This window comes from Zobellia sp. 1_MG-2023, assembly GCF_030549125.1.
Lineage (GTDB): Bacteria > Bacteroidota > Bacteroidia > Flavobacteriales > Flavobacteriaceae > Zobellia > Zobellia russellii.
Genome location: NZ_JAUOSY010000008.1, coordinates 1 through 17487, shown reverse-complemented (window position 1 = coordinate 17487; position 17487 = coordinate 1). Strand labels below are relative to the sequence as shown.

The following is a 17487-nucleotide window of genomic DNA, read 5'->3' as shown; positions in this document are numbered from 1 at the left end:
GCCTATTCTATATCATATTACTTGACACTGGTTTATTCTAAAGTTTGTTTACCTTGTACGACATAAATGTAAACAAACTCAACTATGCGCATCTCAACGCCAAAAAAGTCTCTGTTAGGCTTAACTCTTTCTTTATTTACATTATTTCTGTGTATTTCCGTACAAGGTCAAGCTCCAAAATGGGAGAATCCGGAATGGGAAAATCCTGAAATATTTCAAATTAATCGTGAAGCACCTACAGCTTCTTTTTATCGATACGAAACCACCCAAAATGCATTAAAAAATGACAGTTGGGAAAACTCCCCTTTCTATGCATCCTTAAATGGAGATTGGCTTTTTAATTATGCCGATAATGTAATGTCACGACCTCTTAATTTTCAAGACGCAAGTTTTGACACTTCCGCATGGAGCACCATTCCCGTACCGTCCAATTGGGAGCTTGAAGGACACGGAACCCCTATCTACACTAATATTGTATATCCATTCCCAAAGAATCCTCCTTTTATTCCTCATGATCAAAACCCCGTAGGAAGTTATAAGCGTGATTTTGACATTTCGGAGGACTGGAACGGGAAGACTATCTATTTACATTTTGGAGGCGTTAGTGGCGCTATGTACGTTTGGGTAAACGGACAAAAAGTGGGGTACAGCGAAGGCAGTAAAACCCCAGCCGAATTCAATATTACCAAATACATACAGCCCGGAAAGAACACCTTGGCCGTACAAGTTTTACGCTGGTCCGATGCCAGCTATATGGAGGACCAAGACTTTTGGCGTCTGAGCGGTATTGACCGGGATGTTTATCTCTATGCCACCAAAGCAACCACCATTAAAGACTACCGCGCTATTGCCGACTTGCAGAATAATTATAAGGACGGTCTTTTAAAAGTGAATCTTGAACTTGAAAATACAGCCAAAAAAGCCAAAGGCTATAAAGTTACCGTGCAACTTTTGGACGGCGACAAGGAACTTTATTCCGAAGAGAAAGATGTGGTTTTCAGTGGAAAGTCAGCCGAGGTAAACTTTGAAAAAAACCTGGAAAACATAAAAACCTGGAATGCCGAAAAACCGAACCTTTACACTTTGCTTTTCGCTCTTAAAAATAAAAAAGGAGAAGTTACCGAAGCCGTAAGTTCAAAAATAGGCTTCAGAAAAATTGAAATTAAGAACAATCAGTTCTTGGTCAACGGCCAACCTGTACTTATTAAAGGTGCCAACCTTCATGACCATGATGAAAACACGGGTCATGTTATCAGTAGGGCGGTAACCCTTAAAGATATGGAGGTAATGAAGCGCAACAACTTAAACGCCATACGTTGCAGTCATTATCCTAAAAATGAGTTCTTCTACCGCATGGCGGACAAATATGGTTTCTATGTGGTTGATGAAGTAAATATTGAGATTCACGGTATGGGCACCACCAACCAAGGTCTTGATAATGATGAGGAGGCCAAGAAAATTCACCCAGCTTATAGACCGGAGTGGAAAGCCATGCATATAGACCGCACAAAGCGTATGTATGAACGTGATAAAAACTACACCTCTATTGTTACTTGGTCTTTGGGCAATGAAGCGGGTAACGGAGAAAATTTCTTCGCCACATATGACTGGCTCAAAAATCAGGACAATACGCGCCCGGTGCAATATGAAGGGGCCACTCAATACGCCAATACGGACATTCAGGCACCCATGTACGCAACTATAGAACAGACTATTAAATATGCCGAAAACAACCCAAAAAGACCCCTCATTCAATGTGAGTATGCACATGCCATGGGAAACAGTGTTGGCAACCTTCAGGATTACTGGGATGTTATTGAAAAGTATGATGTGTTACAAGGTGGCTTTATTTGGGATTGGGTAGATCAAGGCCTAAAAACCAAAAATGAAGACGGCGTAGAATTTTATGCCTTTGGAGGCGATTTTGGCGCATCGCATCTTCAAAACGATAATAATTTTTGCCTAAACGGATTGGTAAATCCTGACCGTTCTGCACACCCAGCGCTTCACGAAGTAAAAAAGGTATATCAATATATTAAGTTTAAATCTGAGGATCCTAAATCAGGTAAAATCACCATTACCAACAAGTATGATTTTACTAACCTTTCTGAGTATAATTTTACATGGAAATTGTTCAAAGACGGTACTGAGGTACAGGCCGGAACCATTCCTGATGTTGCCATAGCCCCTTACGGATCTAAAGAAGTTCAGATTGAATTACCGGAATTGACCGATGATAAAGCCGAATATTTCTTGAATGTTTATGCATCTACTAAAAATGCAGATGCCCTTATACCCCAAGATTATATGTTGGCCTATGAACAATTTCAACTTACCAATTACACCCCAAGCGTTTTTGAAATGGAAACCAGTGGACTTTCGGTTACCAATATAGACGGCACCGTAAAAATTAAAGGTGATGGATTTGAAGTGGGCTTTAATAGTACCGATGGTAGCTTGACCACACTCGACTACGGCCAAGGAAATCTAATCAAAAACGGACCGAGCGTAAACTTCTGGCGAGCACCAACCGATAATGACTATGGCTACAACATGCCAAAATTATTGCAGGTATGGAAAGAGGCTACGGTAACGCAAAACCTAACTAGCTTTCAACTGAATTCCAATGATGGAAAGAAAGTTATAGACGCCGTAAAATTGAGCAAGAATCCGTTTAAAATAAAAAACGATTTACAGCTTACGGCCACTTACAGTTTACCTTCCGTACAAGGTGAAGCCACGGTGACCTATGCAATCAACAACAAGGGAGAGATTCTAGTGCGTACGGACCTTTCCAACATTAAGGGTAGTTTGCCCATCGTGCCCCGTTTTGGCAACAACTTTATTATAGACCCAGCCTATGACAATGTAAGTTGGTACGGTAGAGGGCCACATGAGAATTACCAAGACCGAAAAACTTCGGCACTGGTTGGTGTATATAATGCAAAGGTGAAGGACTTGTATTTTGAATACATACGCCCACAAGAAAACGGTTACCGAACCGACATCCGTACCGTATCATTTTTAAATGCGGAAGGCAAAGGAATTGAAGTTTCGGCATCAAAACTGTTTGGGTTTAGTGCCCACAACCAATATAATTCTGACTTTGACGAAGGCATGGAAAAGCAACAGCGCCACACCTATGATATTCCTCAAAGAGACCTCATCAACATCAATATTGATTATAGCCAAATGGGCGTTGGAGGCGACAACAGCTGGGGACTTTTACCGCATGAAGCATATCAAATTAAACCGGGCAATCTATCCTTTAGTTTTATGATACAACCGGTGAAATAAGAGTTAGTTTGAACCAAATCGATTAACAATAAAAACCCCCGAAAGTAAAATACTTTCGGGGGTTTTGTTTTATAGGTACTTTAGAAAGACTAGTCCTCTAATTCTACCCAAGTATTTCCGTTTTTGTGAGATTCAACTGTTGCTTCAATGAAGTTCATACCACGAACACCATCGGTCATTGTTGGATACTCACCGCTGTCATATTGCTCTCCTCTAATAGCTTTTGCCACACCAAGGTAGATATTCGCCATAGAATCAAAAATACCTTCTGGGTGTCCTGGAGGAAGTTTGGTTCCACCTAAAGAAAGCTCACTATTGTAAGCGTGTCCAGGTTTGTACACTTGAGTAGGTTTGGTATCGCTCATTACGTAAAGGTAGTTAGGATTCTCCTGCTCCCATCTGAAAGCTCCTTTTTCACCATAAATGGCAATCCCAAGACCGTTTTCCTCACCTGTAGCAACTTGGCTACTTCTAATAACACCTTTAACATGATCGCTCATTCTAATAAGCACGGTTCCATCTACATCCATCTGGTTGTCTTCATACAGATAGTTGAAATCGCTCAAAATAGACTTGATCTTTAGACCTGTGGTATATTCTACCATATTAAAAGCATGCACACCTATATCTCCGATACAAGAACTGATTCCCGCTTTTTTAGGATCCAAACGCCAAACTGATGAACGTTTTTCCTGATCATGGATAATTTCATTGATCCACCCTTGATAATAAACCGCATCAACTTTATGAATTCGGCCTAGTTCTCCGTTCTTTATCATTTCACGCATTTGGCGCACCATTGGGTAACCGGTATATGTGTGAGTTAAAGCAAAAACAGTACCTGCCTTTTCATGTGCGGCCTGTAGTTTTTTAGCTTCTTCCAATGTAGTAGTCATTGGTTTCTCGCAAATAACACTAAAACCGTTTTCCAACAATTTTAATGCCATTGGAAAGTGAAGAAAGTTTGGGGTAAGAACGGAACATACCTGAATACGTTCATCTTTTGGCAACTTCATTTCTTCTTCCAGCATCGTATCAAAATCTTTATAGATACGATCTGTAGGCACATCTATTTCTTTGGCGAAAGCCATATTCTGATCAAAATCCGGGTTAAAAACAGCCCCTACAATTTGATAGTTATCATTTATATGCGATGCTACACGATGTAGCACACCTATTAAAGAGTCTCCTCCTCCTCCTAAAATTCCGAGTCTGATTTTTTTTGGCATTTTGTAATCCTTTTAATTAGTAAAAAACCTTGTTAGGGTCTTTTTGTGTTCCTTATTTTTTAAGAGTTTGAATTTAATAAAATAACTATGATTTATAAGCTATTTTTTCATTTTTGAACAAAATGACGAACAGGAGTAACACGAGAAACGCAAAAGCTGATGGATACAACCAAATGGTACTCCAATCATGTTGCCCGTCATCTAATACATAGGCATCGGTAATGGTACCTGCCACCCAAAACCCAATGAGCATTCCCACACCATAAGTAGCCAAAGTAATTAACCCTTGCGCTGCACTTTTATACTTTGCCCCAGCTTTACTATCTGTATAGATTTGGCCCGAAACAAAGAAAAAATCATAGCATATCCCGTGCAAAGCAATACCGGTCAATAACATGAAAACCGATTCTCCGGTATCTCCGTAAGCGAACATCAAATATCTTAAACCCCATGCCAGCATGGCCGCCACAATGGTCATTTTAAACCCGAACCGTTTAAAAAAGAACGGCAAGAGCAATAGAAATAGAATTTCCGAAATTTGTCCAATAGTCATTTTTCCGGCCGGGTTGGCCACTCCTATTTCGCCTAAAAACTGGCCTGCATGTTGGTAATAAAAGGCCAATGGAACACAAATTAGCACCGAGGCCAGAAAAAAAATCAAGAAATTACGGTTCTTTAAAAGCGCCAGTGCATCAAGACCTAAAATATCGGCTAATTTTATTTTTTGCGATTTGTCTGCCGTGGGCGGAGTTTTGGGCAATGTAAAACTAAAGATTCCCAATATAGCCGATGAAACCGAAGCCATTAAAAAGGTATTTCTTAAAAAACCTTGGGTTATACCTTCTTGGGAGTCCCAATTAAAAAAGCTTATCAGCAGTCCAGCAGTTATCCATCCAACGGTTCCAAAAACACGTACTAGAGAAAACTCTTTAGCTGGATCTTTCATTTGATTGAAAGAAACCGAATTTACCAAAGCCAAAGTTGACATATACATAATCATATATGCCAGCAGAAACGGAAAAAATCCGGAAAAATCCGTGGCTTGATACATTACATACATGAGCGCCGCGCCTATTAAATGGAGGGCTCCCAAAATACGTTCGGCATTAAAATACCTATCGGCAATAAGACCAATAATAAAGGGCGCCAAAATTGCGCCCCATGATTGTGTTGAATATGCCAATGCTATTTCACTTCCTGTTGAACCTAAGGTATTTGGAAGATAAATTCCCAGAGTAACGAACCAGCCGCCCCAGATAAAGAATTCCAAAAACATCATTATAGAAAGCTGTGTCTTGATCTTTACCGTCATGGCTATTTGCACTAATGTTTATAGGTAATATAATTTGTTCTGAGCGGCTCCAGCCCATTCGCTTTAAAGTCCATGTCTATTAGAGCCCTGTAATGGGTAGACTCATTAATGATATGAAAAAGCATGTCCTGCATGGTATGAATCAGCAACTCACCCTTACTATCTTCATAGTCTATGCGCTTCTCAAAATCTTCGCTTTCAGAAGTAATATCAAAAGAGTTCCGCTGGTTTTCATAATGAATATCTCCCCATGTACTTACTTCGTGCAATTGACCAAATGTGTATTTAGGCACACGTTTGGCAATACGCTCATTATAAATATGGTGCATGTTCAGAATATCCGAAAACAGGGCAATGCTATTCTGTGGAACAACATTAAGTGCTGTACTGGCCTCTATTATTTTCTTGTTGCAATAGAAATTATAGTCGAATAGTTGATTGAAAAATACTTTCACGGCAACGGGTATCTATTAAAATTTAACTTACTTCTTTTGCTGCATTCAATAGCAATTCTCTAGTCGCTATGATACCCTCTTCCTCGCTCAATATGCTGCCCTCGTACTCAACACCAACAAAACCGGTATATCCATTGTCCTTTACCATTTGGAGCATTTTAACATAGTCTATGTCGGTTTCGTTTCCATCGGCATCAAAATCATGCGTTTTGGCACTGACCGCCTTGGCATACGGCATTAATTCTTTTACACCCTTGTATTTGTCATACATAACCTCACAATCGCGACTTCCTTGTTTGCGTGTAATACAGAAGTTTCCAAAATCAGGAAGTGTCCCGCAATTATCCATTGCCACGGCTTTCATAACCTCTGCATGCATGGCTCCGTTAGAAGACAGACCACCATGGTTCTCTACTAAAATATTAATGTTCTTTGTTTTGGCATAGGTAGACAGTTTGGTAAGGCCATCTATGGAGTTTTTCTTCCACTCCTCCGGCTCACTGCTGCCGTTAAGGTTTACCCGAATGGAATGGCAGCCCATTGCAGCTGCTGCATCTACCCATTTTTTATGTTTTTCTACGGTTTCGTTTCTTTCTTTTTCATCACTTACGGCAAGGTTTCCTTGACCATCAATCATGATCAAGACATTTTGCATTCCGTGTTTTTTAGCCTCTGCATTGGATTTTTCAACAAAGGCGGCCATAGCCTCATCTGAATAACCGGCATCCGCTAATTCAGGATTATATAATTGACTAACATATTCCAAACCGGAAAAACCCCAATTCTTCGCTTTTTCCGCAAAAGTATAAGGATCTACACCATCCTCTTTTATCATTCTATGAATAGACCATTGCGCCAAAGACAATTTAAAGAAAGGTTCTGCCATTGTCTCTTCCGTTTCAGGAGCTACATCACCAACTTTTTCACTTTTTTTAGTCTCTTTACAAGCGGCAACACCTAGAATTGAAAGTGCCAAACCGGCCTGAGAGCTATTCCTTATAAAGTTTCTTCTTTTCATTATGTAAGATTAGTTTATTGAATTTTAAGGATTTGAGGATAGACCACCTGCAAATGTGTCACCTTAACAAGATGTATAGCGAATAAATGTAGAAAATTAATTTAATATTTAATAAATTTATGGACTAAACAATTTTGTACATGAGCAAATTTTATTACAACGAAGAGCAAGAGTCTTACGACGCGATTGTGGTGGGTACAGGTATAAGTGGTGGCTGGGCAGCAAAAGAGCTGTGCGAGGCCGGACTAAAAACCTTGGTGCTGGAGCGCGGACGTATGGTGAAGCACATCGAAGACTATGAAACTGCGAACATGGACCCTTGGGATTTCCCTAACGGAGGAAAACCAACAAAAGAGGACATCGCAAAACAGGAAAAACAGAACCGAACCGGCTATACCACCAATGCCGCAAGTAAAATGTGGTTCGTAAACGATCTTAAACATCCGTATAACGAAATACAGCGTTTTGACTGGATGCGAGGTTATCACGTAGGTGGACGTTCATTACAATGGGGGCGCCAGAGTTACCGCTGGAGCGACATTGACTTTGAAGCAAATAAAAAAGATGGTATTGCCGTAGATTGGCCGGTACGTTATAAAGATATAGAACCCTGGTACGCAAAAGTTGAAGATTACATTGGTGTTAGTGGCGAGGCGCTAAACCTTCCACAACTACCGGATAGTAACTTCCTACCACAAATGGAACTTAATTGTGTGGAAGAGCACTTTAAGGAAAAAGTAGGTGAGGAATTTGATGGTCGTGCCGTAACCGTTGGTAGAGTTGCCCATATTACAGGAACTAAAAACTTTGATGGACGTACCAAATGTCAATACAGAAATAGATGTATTAGAGGGTGTCCTTTTGGAGGTTACTTTAGTAGCCTTTCCTCTACGTTACCTGCTGCCGAAGCAACAGGAAATATGACGCTACGCCCAGATTCAATTGTTCATGAGGTTATTTATGACCCAGAAACAAAAAGAGCAACTGGTGTAAAAGTTATAGATCGTGTTACCAAAGAGGCGTACGAATTTAAAGCAAAGGTTATTTTCCTTTGTGCTTCGTCCATAGCTTCTACATCAATTTTAATGCAATCAAAATCTGACCGTTTCCCTAACGGCATGGGTAATGACTCGGACCAATTGGGCCGTAATATTATGGACCACCACCTAGGTGTTGGTGCCTCAGGTAAATTTGATGGTTTTCAAGACAAATATTATAAAGGTAGAAGACCTAACGGAGTTTATATTCCAAGGTTTAGAAACTTAGGAGGAGACACCAATAGAAAAGACTACAAGCGCGGGTTTGGTTATCAAGGTGGCGCAAGTAGAGGCGATTGGGAAGAACTAGTTGCGGAACTATCCTATGGTAAAGACCTAAAAGATGCTATTTTAAAACCAGGCGGATGGACCATTGGTATTGGTGGTTTTGGAGAGGTACTTCCTTACGAAGATAACCGCATGACCCTTGATTACGATAAATTGGATGATTGGGGATTACCAACCGTAACTTTTGATGCCGGTTTTAAGGAAAACGAATTGAACATGCGTAAAGACATGATGCAGTCTGCTATTGAAATGCTTGAAAAAGCAGGAGTAAAAGACGTTAAAGGTCATGATCGCGAAACAGGCTTAGGTCTAGGTATTCATGAAATGGGTACGGCACGTATGGGTAGAGACCGTAGAACATCTGTATTGAACGGCAACAACCAAATACATGATGTACCAAACGTTTACGTAACAGATGGTTCGTTCATGACTTCTGCGAGTTGTGTAAACCCATCTTTAACTTATATGGCCTTTACAGCAAGAGCTGCTAACCACGCCGTAAACGAACTTAAAAAAGGAAATATATAATGGATAGGAGAAAAGCACTCAAGAATATGGGTATGGCACTGGGTTACACCGTAGCCACCCCAACTCTGCTCAGCATTGTTCAAAGTTGCAAAAACGAGACCGTACTTGAATGGACCCCAGACTTTTTTACAAAAGACCAAGGGGCGGTATTGACTAAATTAGTTGATATCATTCTTCCTAAAACAGATACGCCTTCCGCTTCGGAAACTCAAGTAAATATTTTCATTGATCGGTTTGCCGATCAGGTTATGGAAAAAGGTCAACAAGATTTCCTTAAAATGTCTATGGACCGATTTATTGAAAAGGCGTTGAAAGATTCCGGAAAAGAAAAAGGAGCAGACTTAACTGCCGAAGATTTAGAACCGGTTCTTGCCGAATCCTTAAAAGTCACCAAAGAGGATGAAGTACAGAACTTTGAATCTATAAAACAATACAACGAGGCTGTGGCCGAGGGTAAAGAAGCGCTACTTGATGACGGTATTGCTCGCTTTGCTTTTGCAAACAACCTTAGAGGAATGACTATTTGGGGTTACAAAACTTCTGAATATGTTGGTGAGAAGGTCCTGGCCTACTTACCTGTTCCCGGAGAATATATTGCTTGCGCGGACACGCAAGAGCTGACAGGCGGCAAAGCTTGGTCGCTTTAATAAAGCAATAGAGCCTATTGAAGAGTCGCTGGTAAATTACTGTTTACTTGCGGCTCTTTTCTATTTTACGATTACTCATCCAACCTATATACACAATGAAAAGAAGAAACTTCATTCAAAAAACCGCCCTTACCGGTGGAGCCATTTCACTAGGAGGCAATTTTGCCTACTCCAGCCCAACTAACAATCTTGTTAAACCTCATAAGTTCAATCTTAAATATGCCCCACATTTGGGTATGTTCAAAGAATTAGCGGGCGAAGACCCTATTGATCAGATCAACTTTATGGCCGATCAAGGTTTTACCGCTTTTGAAGATAACGGTATGATGAAGCGAGATGTAGCCCTACAGACCAAAATGGGCGAAACCTTGGCCAAAAGAGGTATGACCATGGGTGTTTTTGTTATAGACAAAGGGGGCAACATGAAAAATACGCTAGCCGCCGGAAAACAAGAATATATTGATATTTTTTTAGATGGATGTAAAAGAGCCGTGGAAACTGCAAAACGTGTCAATGCCAAATGGATGACCGTTGTACCCGGTGGATTTGAAAGAAAACTACCTATTGGTGTACAAGATGGCAATGTAATTGAAGCTTTGAAAAGAGGTGCCGAGATTTTAGAACCTCATGGGCTTACGATGGTTCTGGAACCCCTATCCGATTCACCTGACCTGTACTTACAGAACTCGGACCAAACCTATATGATTTGTAAAGGAGTTGATAGTCCGGCCTGTAAAATATTGTTCGATATCTACCATATGCAAAAAACAGAAGGGCACCTTATCCATAATATGGACCTTACTTGGGATGAAATAGCCTATATTCAAATTGGTGACAATCCGGGGCGTAAAGAGCCCACTACAGGGGAAATCAATTATAAAAATGTATTTAAATGGATACACGAAAAAGGTTTTAAAGGGGTACTTGGTATGGAACATGGCAACTCCAAAGACGGAAAAGCAGGAGAGCAAGCCGTTATTGACGCCTATATTCAAGAGGATTCATTCCTGTAAAACATAAAGTCTTTATTTGATAGGTCCTACTTTTAAAAAAAGTAGGACTTACTTTTTGCTTCAAATCCAATCTTCAAAAGTAAAAAAGGGGTGTTTCATCGGCATATTGATGCAAATCGTGCATTTTAACGAGTTTTTTGACCTTTTTCGACCTTCTACATACTAAAGAGGTAAGATACCTTCTAGTGAAGGCGTTAGTTTATATGACCTCATACATATACCTACTTATCGCCTACGCATCGCTAATGCTTTTATCTAAACTTGCGTTTCATTATTTTAAACGAAAGCAAGTAAATAATTAGATTGAAGGCAAAGCTTTGAATATCGCATCAATGGAATTTCTTAACTCCATGATGATGCTATCTTACGCACAAAAACGGAAAAATCGCTTTACAAGTGCGATTTTATCTTAAAAATCTCCCAATTTTTTAAGTTTTTGTCACTTTTATGTAATCTTTTCATCCTTTTTACTACGTATATAGTGAACAACGTTTTATTGGGGCACAATGGACAAATATATTATCATACTGATCGTTTATATTGCTGCATACGTCTTTTCTGTAGTAGCAAGACCGTACTTGGAGAAATAGTCATTTCCCATGTATATAGCATTACCTCTCAGGTAGTGCCTTTTTGTGCCATACTTTCTCAAAATTTTCCTTTAACCTATTGTGACTAAGCCGTTCCTGTTTAGGGCCAACTTTGCTCTATTATAGAAAAGCATACATCCTTAATGGGTTATTAAAATCCATCCGAAATACGCATAAAAAAACCCTGACCAAACGGACAGGGTTTTATAAGTATAAAAACTTCTTTGATTAAGAACCGCACATTAAGCAATCGTCATCTGCTTGACCTTCTTTGGCCCGAGCAATCATTTCTTTCATTTCTTCAGGAGTCATTGGTTGAATGTCCAACTCTGCCTGTGCCTGTGGCGCACTAGAAGTAGTGTTCACTTCCATTGCAACAGCTGCCTCTACTGGCGGTGTAGTTGCGGCCGCCTCTGCTTCTGCAGCAACACTTACCGGAGCAGCGTTCTTCTTGCTATTATCCAATGTAAATTTAATAGCATCTACAGCAGCTTTAGTTCGCAAGTAATACATACCTGTTTTTAAGCCACTTTTCCATGCATAAAAGTGCATTGAGGTCAATTTAGAATAGTTTGCGTTTTCCATGAACAAGTTCAAAGACTGACTTTGATCAATGAAATATCCTCTTTGGCGGCTCATGTCTATAATATCTTTCATACTAAGCTCCCAAACCGTTTTGTACAAGTCACGTATGTCCTGTGGTATGGTTTCTATATGTTGGATAGAACCGTTTGCACGCATTAACTCTTGCTTCATGTTCTCGTTCCAAAGACCTAGGTTTACCAAATCTTCCAATAAATGTTTGTTTACCACAATAAACTCACCAGAAAGCACCCTTCTCGTGTAAATATTAGAAGTATAAGGCTCAAAACATTCATTGTTACCCAAAATCTGAGACGTTGAAGCTGTTGGCATAGGCGCTACTAAAAGTGAGTTACGAACTCCGTTTTTCTTAACCTCCTTACGCAGTTTATTCCAATCCCATCTTCCTGATAGTTCTTCGTCCTTAATACCCCAAAGGTTGAACTGAAAATCTCCCTGAGAAATAGGCGAACCTTCAAAAGTAGAATATGCTCCTTCTTCTTTTGCCATTTCCATAGAAGCGGTAACAGCAGCAAAATATAAGGTTTCAAAAATCTCTTGGTTCAATTTCTTGGCACCGTCACTTGTAAAAGGCAAACGCAACAGAATAAAAGCATCAGCAAGCCCCTGTACTCCAAGACCAATTGGTCTGTGACGCATATTGGAGTTTTCCGCTTCTTTTACCGGATAGTAATTTCTATCTATAACACGGTTTAAGTTTCTGGTTACCCTTTTGGTTACCTTGAACAGTTCTTTATGATCAAAGGCCCCATTCTTAATGAACATTGGCAAAGCAATGGATGCCAAGTTACATACCGCTACCTCATCCGGAGAGGTATATTCCATAATCTCGGTACACAAGTTAGAAGAACGTATAGTACCTAAGTTTTTCTGGTTGCTCTTACGGTTAGCCGCATCTTTGTACAACATGTAAGGTGTACCGGTCTCTATTTGAGACTCCAATATTTTTTCCCAAAGTTCACGAGCCTTAACGGTTTTTCTTCCTTTTCCTTCCGCTTCGTATTTGGTATATAATGCTTCAAACTCTTCACTGTGGTGTGTGAACAATCCTGGGCATTCGTTAGGACACATTAACGTCCAATCTTCGTTAGCCTCTACCCTTTTCATGAATAAATCTGAAATCCACATGGCATAAAAAAGATCACGTGCACGCATTTCTTCTTTACCATGGTTCTTTTTCAAATCTAAGAATGCGTAAATATCTGCATGCCATGGCTCCATGTAAATAGCAAAGCTTCCTTTACGCTTTCCACCACCTTGATCTACGTAACGTGCCGTATCATTAAACACCTGTAGCATAGGAACTATACCGTTAGACGTACCATTTGTTCCTGCAATATAAGAGCCTGTTGCACGTACATTATGTATAGATAGACCAATACCACCAGCAGACTGAGAAATCTTAGCCGTTTGCTTTAACGTATCATAAATACCATCTATACTATCATCTTTCATTGCCAATAAGAAGCAAGAAGACATCTGTGGTTTTGGTGTTCCTGAGTTAAAAAGTGTAGGTGTAGCGTGGGTGAAATATTTTTTGGACATGAGCTCATACGTCTCAATGGCCGCATCCAGATCATTTAGGTGAATACCTACGGAAACACGCATAAGCATGTGTTGAGGACGCTCTGCAATCTTTCCGTTCAATTTTAAAAGATACGAACGCTCAAGTGTTTTAAAACCGAAGTAGTCATATCCAAAATCTCTGTTATAGATAATTGTGGAGTCCAACCTTTCCGAATTTTCCGAAATTACCTTATAGACCTCATCGGATAAAAGTGGCGCCTCTTTGTTCGTACGTGGGTTTACATACTCATAAAGGTCCTTCATTGTTTCTGAGAACGACTTTTTAGTATTCTTGTGCAAGTTTGACACCGAAATACGGGCTGCTAACTTTGCATAATCCGGGTGGGTCGTGGTCATAGTGGCCGCAATCTCCGCCGCTAAATTATCTAGCTCAGATGTGGTTACACCATCATACAATCCTTCTATAACGCGCATAGCAACCTTTAAAGGGTCTACAAGCCCGTTTAGGCCATAACATAACTTTCTTACTCGGGCCGTGATCTTATCGAACATGACCACTTCTTTTCTGCCGTCTCTTTTAACTACAAACATGTGAATACTTTTTTAGTGGGGTGTGATACGTTGGTTTGTTTATGCTGAATTGTTAAAAAAATTAACAATTTTAAAATTGGGAACAAAAACCCTTTCTGAGAAAGGGTCCTCTATTTTATATATTATCTAAAAATCTGCGTCGAAGCTTATTTTCTGTGCGTCCTCATCATTATCCTTGTTCAAAACGCCCGCTTTTTGGTATTCAGAAACACGTTTTTCAAAGAAGTTGGTCTTTCCTTGTAGGGAAATCATATCCATAAAATCAAACGGATTGGTTGCGTTGTACACTTTATCGCACTCCAGCTCCACAAGAAGCCTATCCGTTACAAATTCTAGGTATTGTGTCATTAATTTTGAGTTCATCCCAATTAAACTTGCCGGAAGCGACTCTGTAATGAACTCACGTTCAATATCCAATGCATTGGTCAAAATCTCGGCAATACGTTCTTTTGGAACTTTATTGATCAAGTGTTTGTTATGAAGATGTACCGCATAATCACAGTGCATACCTTCATCTCTTGAAATCAACTCATTGGAAAAAGTAAGCCCTGGCATTAAACCTCTTTTCTTTAACCAGAAAATAGAGCAGAATGCACCGGAGAAGAATATACCTTCAACAGCTGCAAAGGCTATCAACCTTTCTGCAAAACTTGGAGACTCGATCCAATTCAATGCCCAATCTGCCTTTTTCTTAATGGCAGGAAAGTTTTCTATTGCTCTAAAAAGAAGGTTCTTTTCCTTTTCATCCTTTACGTAAGTATCAATCAAAAGCGAATAGGTCTCCGAGTGTATATTCTCCATCATAATCTGGAACCCGTAGAAAAACTTAGCTTCGGCATATTGCACTTCACTAACAAAGTTCTCTGCCAAATTCTCGTTTACGATACCGTCCGAAGCTGCAAAAAAGGCAAGTATATGCTTCACGAAGTAACGCTCGTCATCACTCAGCTTATTATTCCAGTCATTTAAATCTTCACCAAGGTCTATTTCCTCAGCCGTCCAAAAACAGGCTTCGCATTTCTTGTACCATTCCCATAAATCATGATGTTTAATAGGAAAGATTACAAAGCGGTCGTTGTTTTCTTCCAAAATAGGCTCTAAAGCTGCGGACATATTAAATTATTTTTAAAAAATTCGTGTATTGGGAAGAAAATTCTCCCCTTGTGATGGGATAACAAAGATGGCAAAAAAGCACCAAAATATGCGTGCTGTTCGATCATTTCGGCCACAAAGTTTTTAACACAAATTGTTGAAATGTATGCTCGCATTGTATATACACTGACGTTAACGAGGATCGACAGTTAACGTAAATTTTACATGAAAGTTGAATACAAAAAATTAAACCAAAAAGTATGTTTTTAATATACTTTTTGGTTTAAAATTGTAATCTACAAAAGGGCGATTATTTACCAATTCTAGCTTCCAGTCTACGTAATCTTTCTTCTAAATTGGATATTTTTTCTGATTGTTCTTGAACTACAGCTTGTTGTTCCTGAATTGCTCGTAACGCCACAACACTAAAACCCGAGTAATTAACTCCGAGCATACCATCATCGTCACTTTTACTGACTAGCTCAGGAAATAATGGCTGCACATCTTGAGCTACAAGTCCTAAAGTTTTTGTTCTTGTTGTATCTGCCTTGTAGACATACGTTGATGGCTTAAGAAGAGAAACTTTATCTAAAACGCCTGGCAAAGGCTTAATATCAGTTTTAAGTCGTCTATCGGAACCAACAGTATAAGCCCCTGTACTGGCATTTATAAGAGCTTTTAATGTGCCCCCATAATGAAACCTTAAGCCATAACCATGGGTAATGTGCCAATCTAGATTTGCAGTACCATCACGAAAGCTCAAGCCACTACCCACAGATTGACTAGCTTGATTGATAGTTAATCTTGCAGAGGGACTACTGGTATTGACACCTACCCTACCATCTCCTGTAATTGTCATTCTATCCGCAGCTCCACTAGCATTACGAAAATAAAAATTAAGCTTTGCATCACTAGCATTGGCGGAGGGCAAACCCGCTACGTGCCAGAAAGCACCGTTTGCTGCATTATTGGTAAATTCTAATCTTGCATAATCATTCCCTTCCTCGTCTAATTTTAACAAGGGCTTAAGCACAGTTGAGTTATTTCGAATATGTGCCCATGAAGAGACATCTGCAATATCACCAAATTGAAATTCCCCTCCTTTATGCATTCTAAAATGTGCGAACCAACTATTGGAACCACTTTCTTTAAACCTATACTGTAAAGTTGCGCCCTGATTACGTGTACTAAGTTGCCATTGATTCCCATTTTCCGGAAAACCCATTACTAATTCCCCCAAATTAGTCTGAATAAAGAGATCTCCTCCAACATGCATTTTCTTTTCAGGATTACTAACACCAACACCTACATTTCCACTATATCTATATATATTATCTTCATCTTCTTCCCAAAGAGAACTTCCTCCGGCACCCGTCCCAATCATCAAATTTCCGTCAGCATCGGCCATAACGTTGCGTTCTCCTGTTCCAGCCAAATCACCTGAGCGAATTCCCTTTACAACATCTAACGTTCCATCATCAAGCAATCGAGTATGTACACTTCCACCCGTCAAATCTGTAGAAGAATACATTAATTCCATTCTTCCTTCTCCTGCCGTAAATGCCCAATCAGTATTTGCAGCTCCAGTCCGCATCCATTGTAAACTAACACTTCCGGCATCTGTAGATGTCATTCTATTACGTAAAGTTCCTATACCTGATACTTCAAAATTTGTATCTGGTGAATCTGTACCAACACCCACCTTACCACTATTAAAATAAATATCACCTGCATTATCTGCCCATAAAGAGCTTCCTCCTCCTCCAACTTCATCAGTACCGGCCACCCACATGCTTGTACCCGCATCCCATTTAGCTACTTGACCATCTGCCGTACCCTCAAGTCCGCTTATATTCGTGCCATCACCTAAAAGCAATCCGCTTTCCCCTGTAACATCCACATAATCACTTAAATCAACCGAACCCGTACCATCTTCAATGCTTAACACATCTCCGGTCATTATAAGTCCTTGATCATCCGTATCTACCAACCCACCAGCTGCCAATTCTTCTATTGCCGCTTGGGCATCAGCAGCTGCAAGCCCCGTTCCCGTATTATCAAAAGGAACTTCGGAGGCGTTCTGGTCATCTGTTCCTCCCGGTGGAATAATCGTAGAAAGATCAACACCCGTTCCATCTTCTATCTGTAGCATGGTTCCTGAAAGTGATAAATTCTGATCATCCGTATCTACCAACCCACCAGCTGCCAATTCTTCTATTGCCGCTTGGGTATCGGCAGCTGCAAGTCCCGTTCCCGCATT

The 17487-nt window shown here is 40.0% G+C and carries 11 protein-coding genes; 4 read left to right on the top strand and 7 right to left on the bottom strand.

Annotation, left to right across the window (positions count from 1 at the left end):
* Positions 1 to 84 precede the first annotated feature (84 nt).
* A complete protein-coding gene (locus Q4597_RS15490; RefSeq protein ID WP_303407004.1) occupies positions 85 to 3297 on the top strand; it encodes a glycoside hydrolase family 2 TIM barrel-domain containing protein in 3213 nt (1070 codons plus the stop codon).
* An 89-nt stretch (positions 3298 to 3386) separates the two neighbouring features.
* Here the strand turns inward: Q4597_RS15490 and Q4597_RS15485 are convergent, their stop codons facing one another.
* The 4 genes from Q4597_RS15485 to Q4597_RS15470 form a co-directional block, all read right to left on the bottom strand.
* A complete protein-coding gene (locus Q4597_RS15485) occupies positions 3387 to 4526 on the bottom strand; it encodes a Gfo/Idh/MocA family protein (protein ID WP_303407003.1) in 1140 nt (379 codons plus the stop codon).
* A gap of 85 nt (positions 4527 to 4611) precedes the next feature.
* The gene (locus Q4597_RS15480; RefSeq protein ID WP_303407001.1) at positions 4612 to 5838 is read right to left on the bottom strand and encodes an MFS transporter; all 1227 of its coding nucleotides are present in this window, start codon (positions 5836 to 5838) and stop codon (positions 4612 to 4614) included.
* 11 nt (positions 5839 to 5849) lie between these two features.
* The gene (locus Q4597_RS15475; RefSeq protein WP_215436335.1) at positions 5850 to 6293 is read right to left on the bottom strand and encodes a damage-inducible protein DinB; all 444 of its coding nucleotides are present in this window, start codon (positions 6291 to 6293) and stop codon (positions 5850 to 5852) included.
* A 22-nt stretch (positions 6294 to 6315) separates the two neighbouring features.
* Positions 6316 to 7311: a sugar phosphate isomerase/epimerase gene (locus Q4597_RS15470; RefSeq protein ID WP_215436337.1), complete on the bottom strand. Its 996-nt coding sequence runs from the start codon at positions 7309 to 7311 to the stop codon at positions 6316 to 6318.
* Between the two features lie 140 nt (positions 7312 to 7451).
* Here Q4597_RS15470 and Q4597_RS15465 point away from each other — a divergent pair, with 140 nt between their 5' ends.
* The 3 genes from Q4597_RS15465 (at position 7452) to Q4597_RS15455 (ending at position 10824) form a co-directional block, all read left to right on the top strand.
* Entirely contained in the window at positions 7452 to 9164 is a 1713-nt protein-coding gene (locus tag Q4597_RS15465) for a GMC oxidoreductase (RefSeq protein ID WP_289063611.1), read from the top strand.
* Positions 9164 to 9811 carry a gluconate 2-dehydrogenase subunit 3 family protein gene (locus Q4597_RS15460; protein WP_215436341.1) on the top strand — a complete coding sequence of 216 codons (648 nt, stop codon included), beginning with the start codon at positions 9164 to 9166 and terminating at the stop codon, positions 9809 to 9811. Before Q4597_RS15465 ends, Q4597_RS15460 begins: the two co-directional genes overlap by 1 nt.
* Before the next feature lie 95 nt (positions 9812 to 9906).
* Positions 9907 to 10824, top strand: coding sequence for a hydroxypyruvate isomerase family protein (locus Q4597_RS15455; protein ID WP_215436342.1), 918 nt, complete (start codon positions 9907 to 9909; stop codon positions 10822 to 10824).
* Between the two features lie 818 nt (positions 10825 to 11642).
* Here the strand turns inward: Q4597_RS15455 and Q4597_RS15450 are convergent.
* The 3 genes from Q4597_RS15450 to Q4597_RS19800 all read right to left on the bottom strand — a co-directional run bounded on the left by Q4597_RS15450 (position 11643) and on the right by Q4597_RS19800 (position 16086).
* A complete protein-coding gene (locus Q4597_RS15450) occupies positions 11643 to 14135 on the bottom strand; it encodes a ribonucleoside-diphosphate reductase subunit alpha (RefSeq protein WP_289038068.1) in 2493 nt (830 codons plus the stop codon).
* A gap of 126 nt (positions 14136 to 14261) precedes the next feature.
* A complete protein-coding gene (locus Q4597_RS15445) occupies positions 14262 to 15248 on the bottom strand; it encodes a ribonucleotide-diphosphate reductase subunit beta (RefSeq protein ID WP_303406990.1) in 987 nt (328 codons plus the stop codon).
* Between the two features lie 289 nt (positions 15249 to 15537).
* Entirely contained in the window at positions 15538 to 16086 is a 549-nt protein-coding gene (locus Q4597_RS19800; RefSeq protein WP_408065842.1) for a tail fiber domain-containing protein, read from the bottom strand.
* Between the last annotated feature and the right edge of the window lie 1401 nt (positions 16087 to 17487).

Excerpts from the sequence above, each read along its gene's own strand:
- Q4597_RS15490 (WP_303407004.1), top strand. The coding sequence starts at position 85 with ATGCGCATCTCAACGCCAAAAAAGTCTCTGTTAGGCTTAACTCTTTCT.
- Q4597_RS15485 (WP_303407003.1), bottom strand. The coding sequence starts at position 4,526 with ATGCCAAAAAAAATCAGACTCGGAATTTTAGGAGGAGGAGGAGACTCT.
- Q4597_RS15480 (WP_303407001.1), bottom strand. The coding sequence starts at position 5,838 with ATGACGGTAAAGATCAAGACACAGCTTTCTATAATGATGTTTTTGGAA.
- Q4597_RS15470 (WP_215436337.1), bottom strand. The coding sequence starts at position 7,311 with ATGAAAAGAAGAAACTTTATAAGGAATAGCTCTCAGGCCGGTTTGGCA.
- Q4597_RS15465 (WP_289063611.1), top strand. The coding sequence starts at position 7,452 with ATGAGCAAATTTTATTACAACGAAGAGCAAGAGTCTTACGACGCGATT.
- Q4597_RS15460 (WP_215436341.1), top strand. The coding sequence starts at position 9,164 with ATGGATAGGAGAAAAGCACTCAAGAATATGGGTATGGCACTGGGTTAC.
- Q4597_RS15455 (WP_215436342.1), top strand. The coding sequence starts at position 9,907 with ATGAAAAGAAGAAACTTCATTCAAAAAACCGCCCTTACCGGTGGAGCC.
- Q4597_RS15450 (WP_289038068.1), bottom strand. The coding sequence starts at position 14,135 with ATGTTTGTAGTTAAAAGAGACGGCAGAAAAGAAGTGGTCATGTTCGAT.
- Q4597_RS15445 (WP_303406990.1), bottom strand. The coding sequence starts at position 15,248 with ATGTCCGCAGCTTTAGAGCCTATTTTGGAAGAAAACAACGACCGCTTT.
- Q4597_RS19800 (WP_408065842.1), bottom strand. The coding sequence starts at position 16,086 with ATGACAATTACAGGAGATGGTAGGGTAGGTGTCAATACCAGTAGTCCC.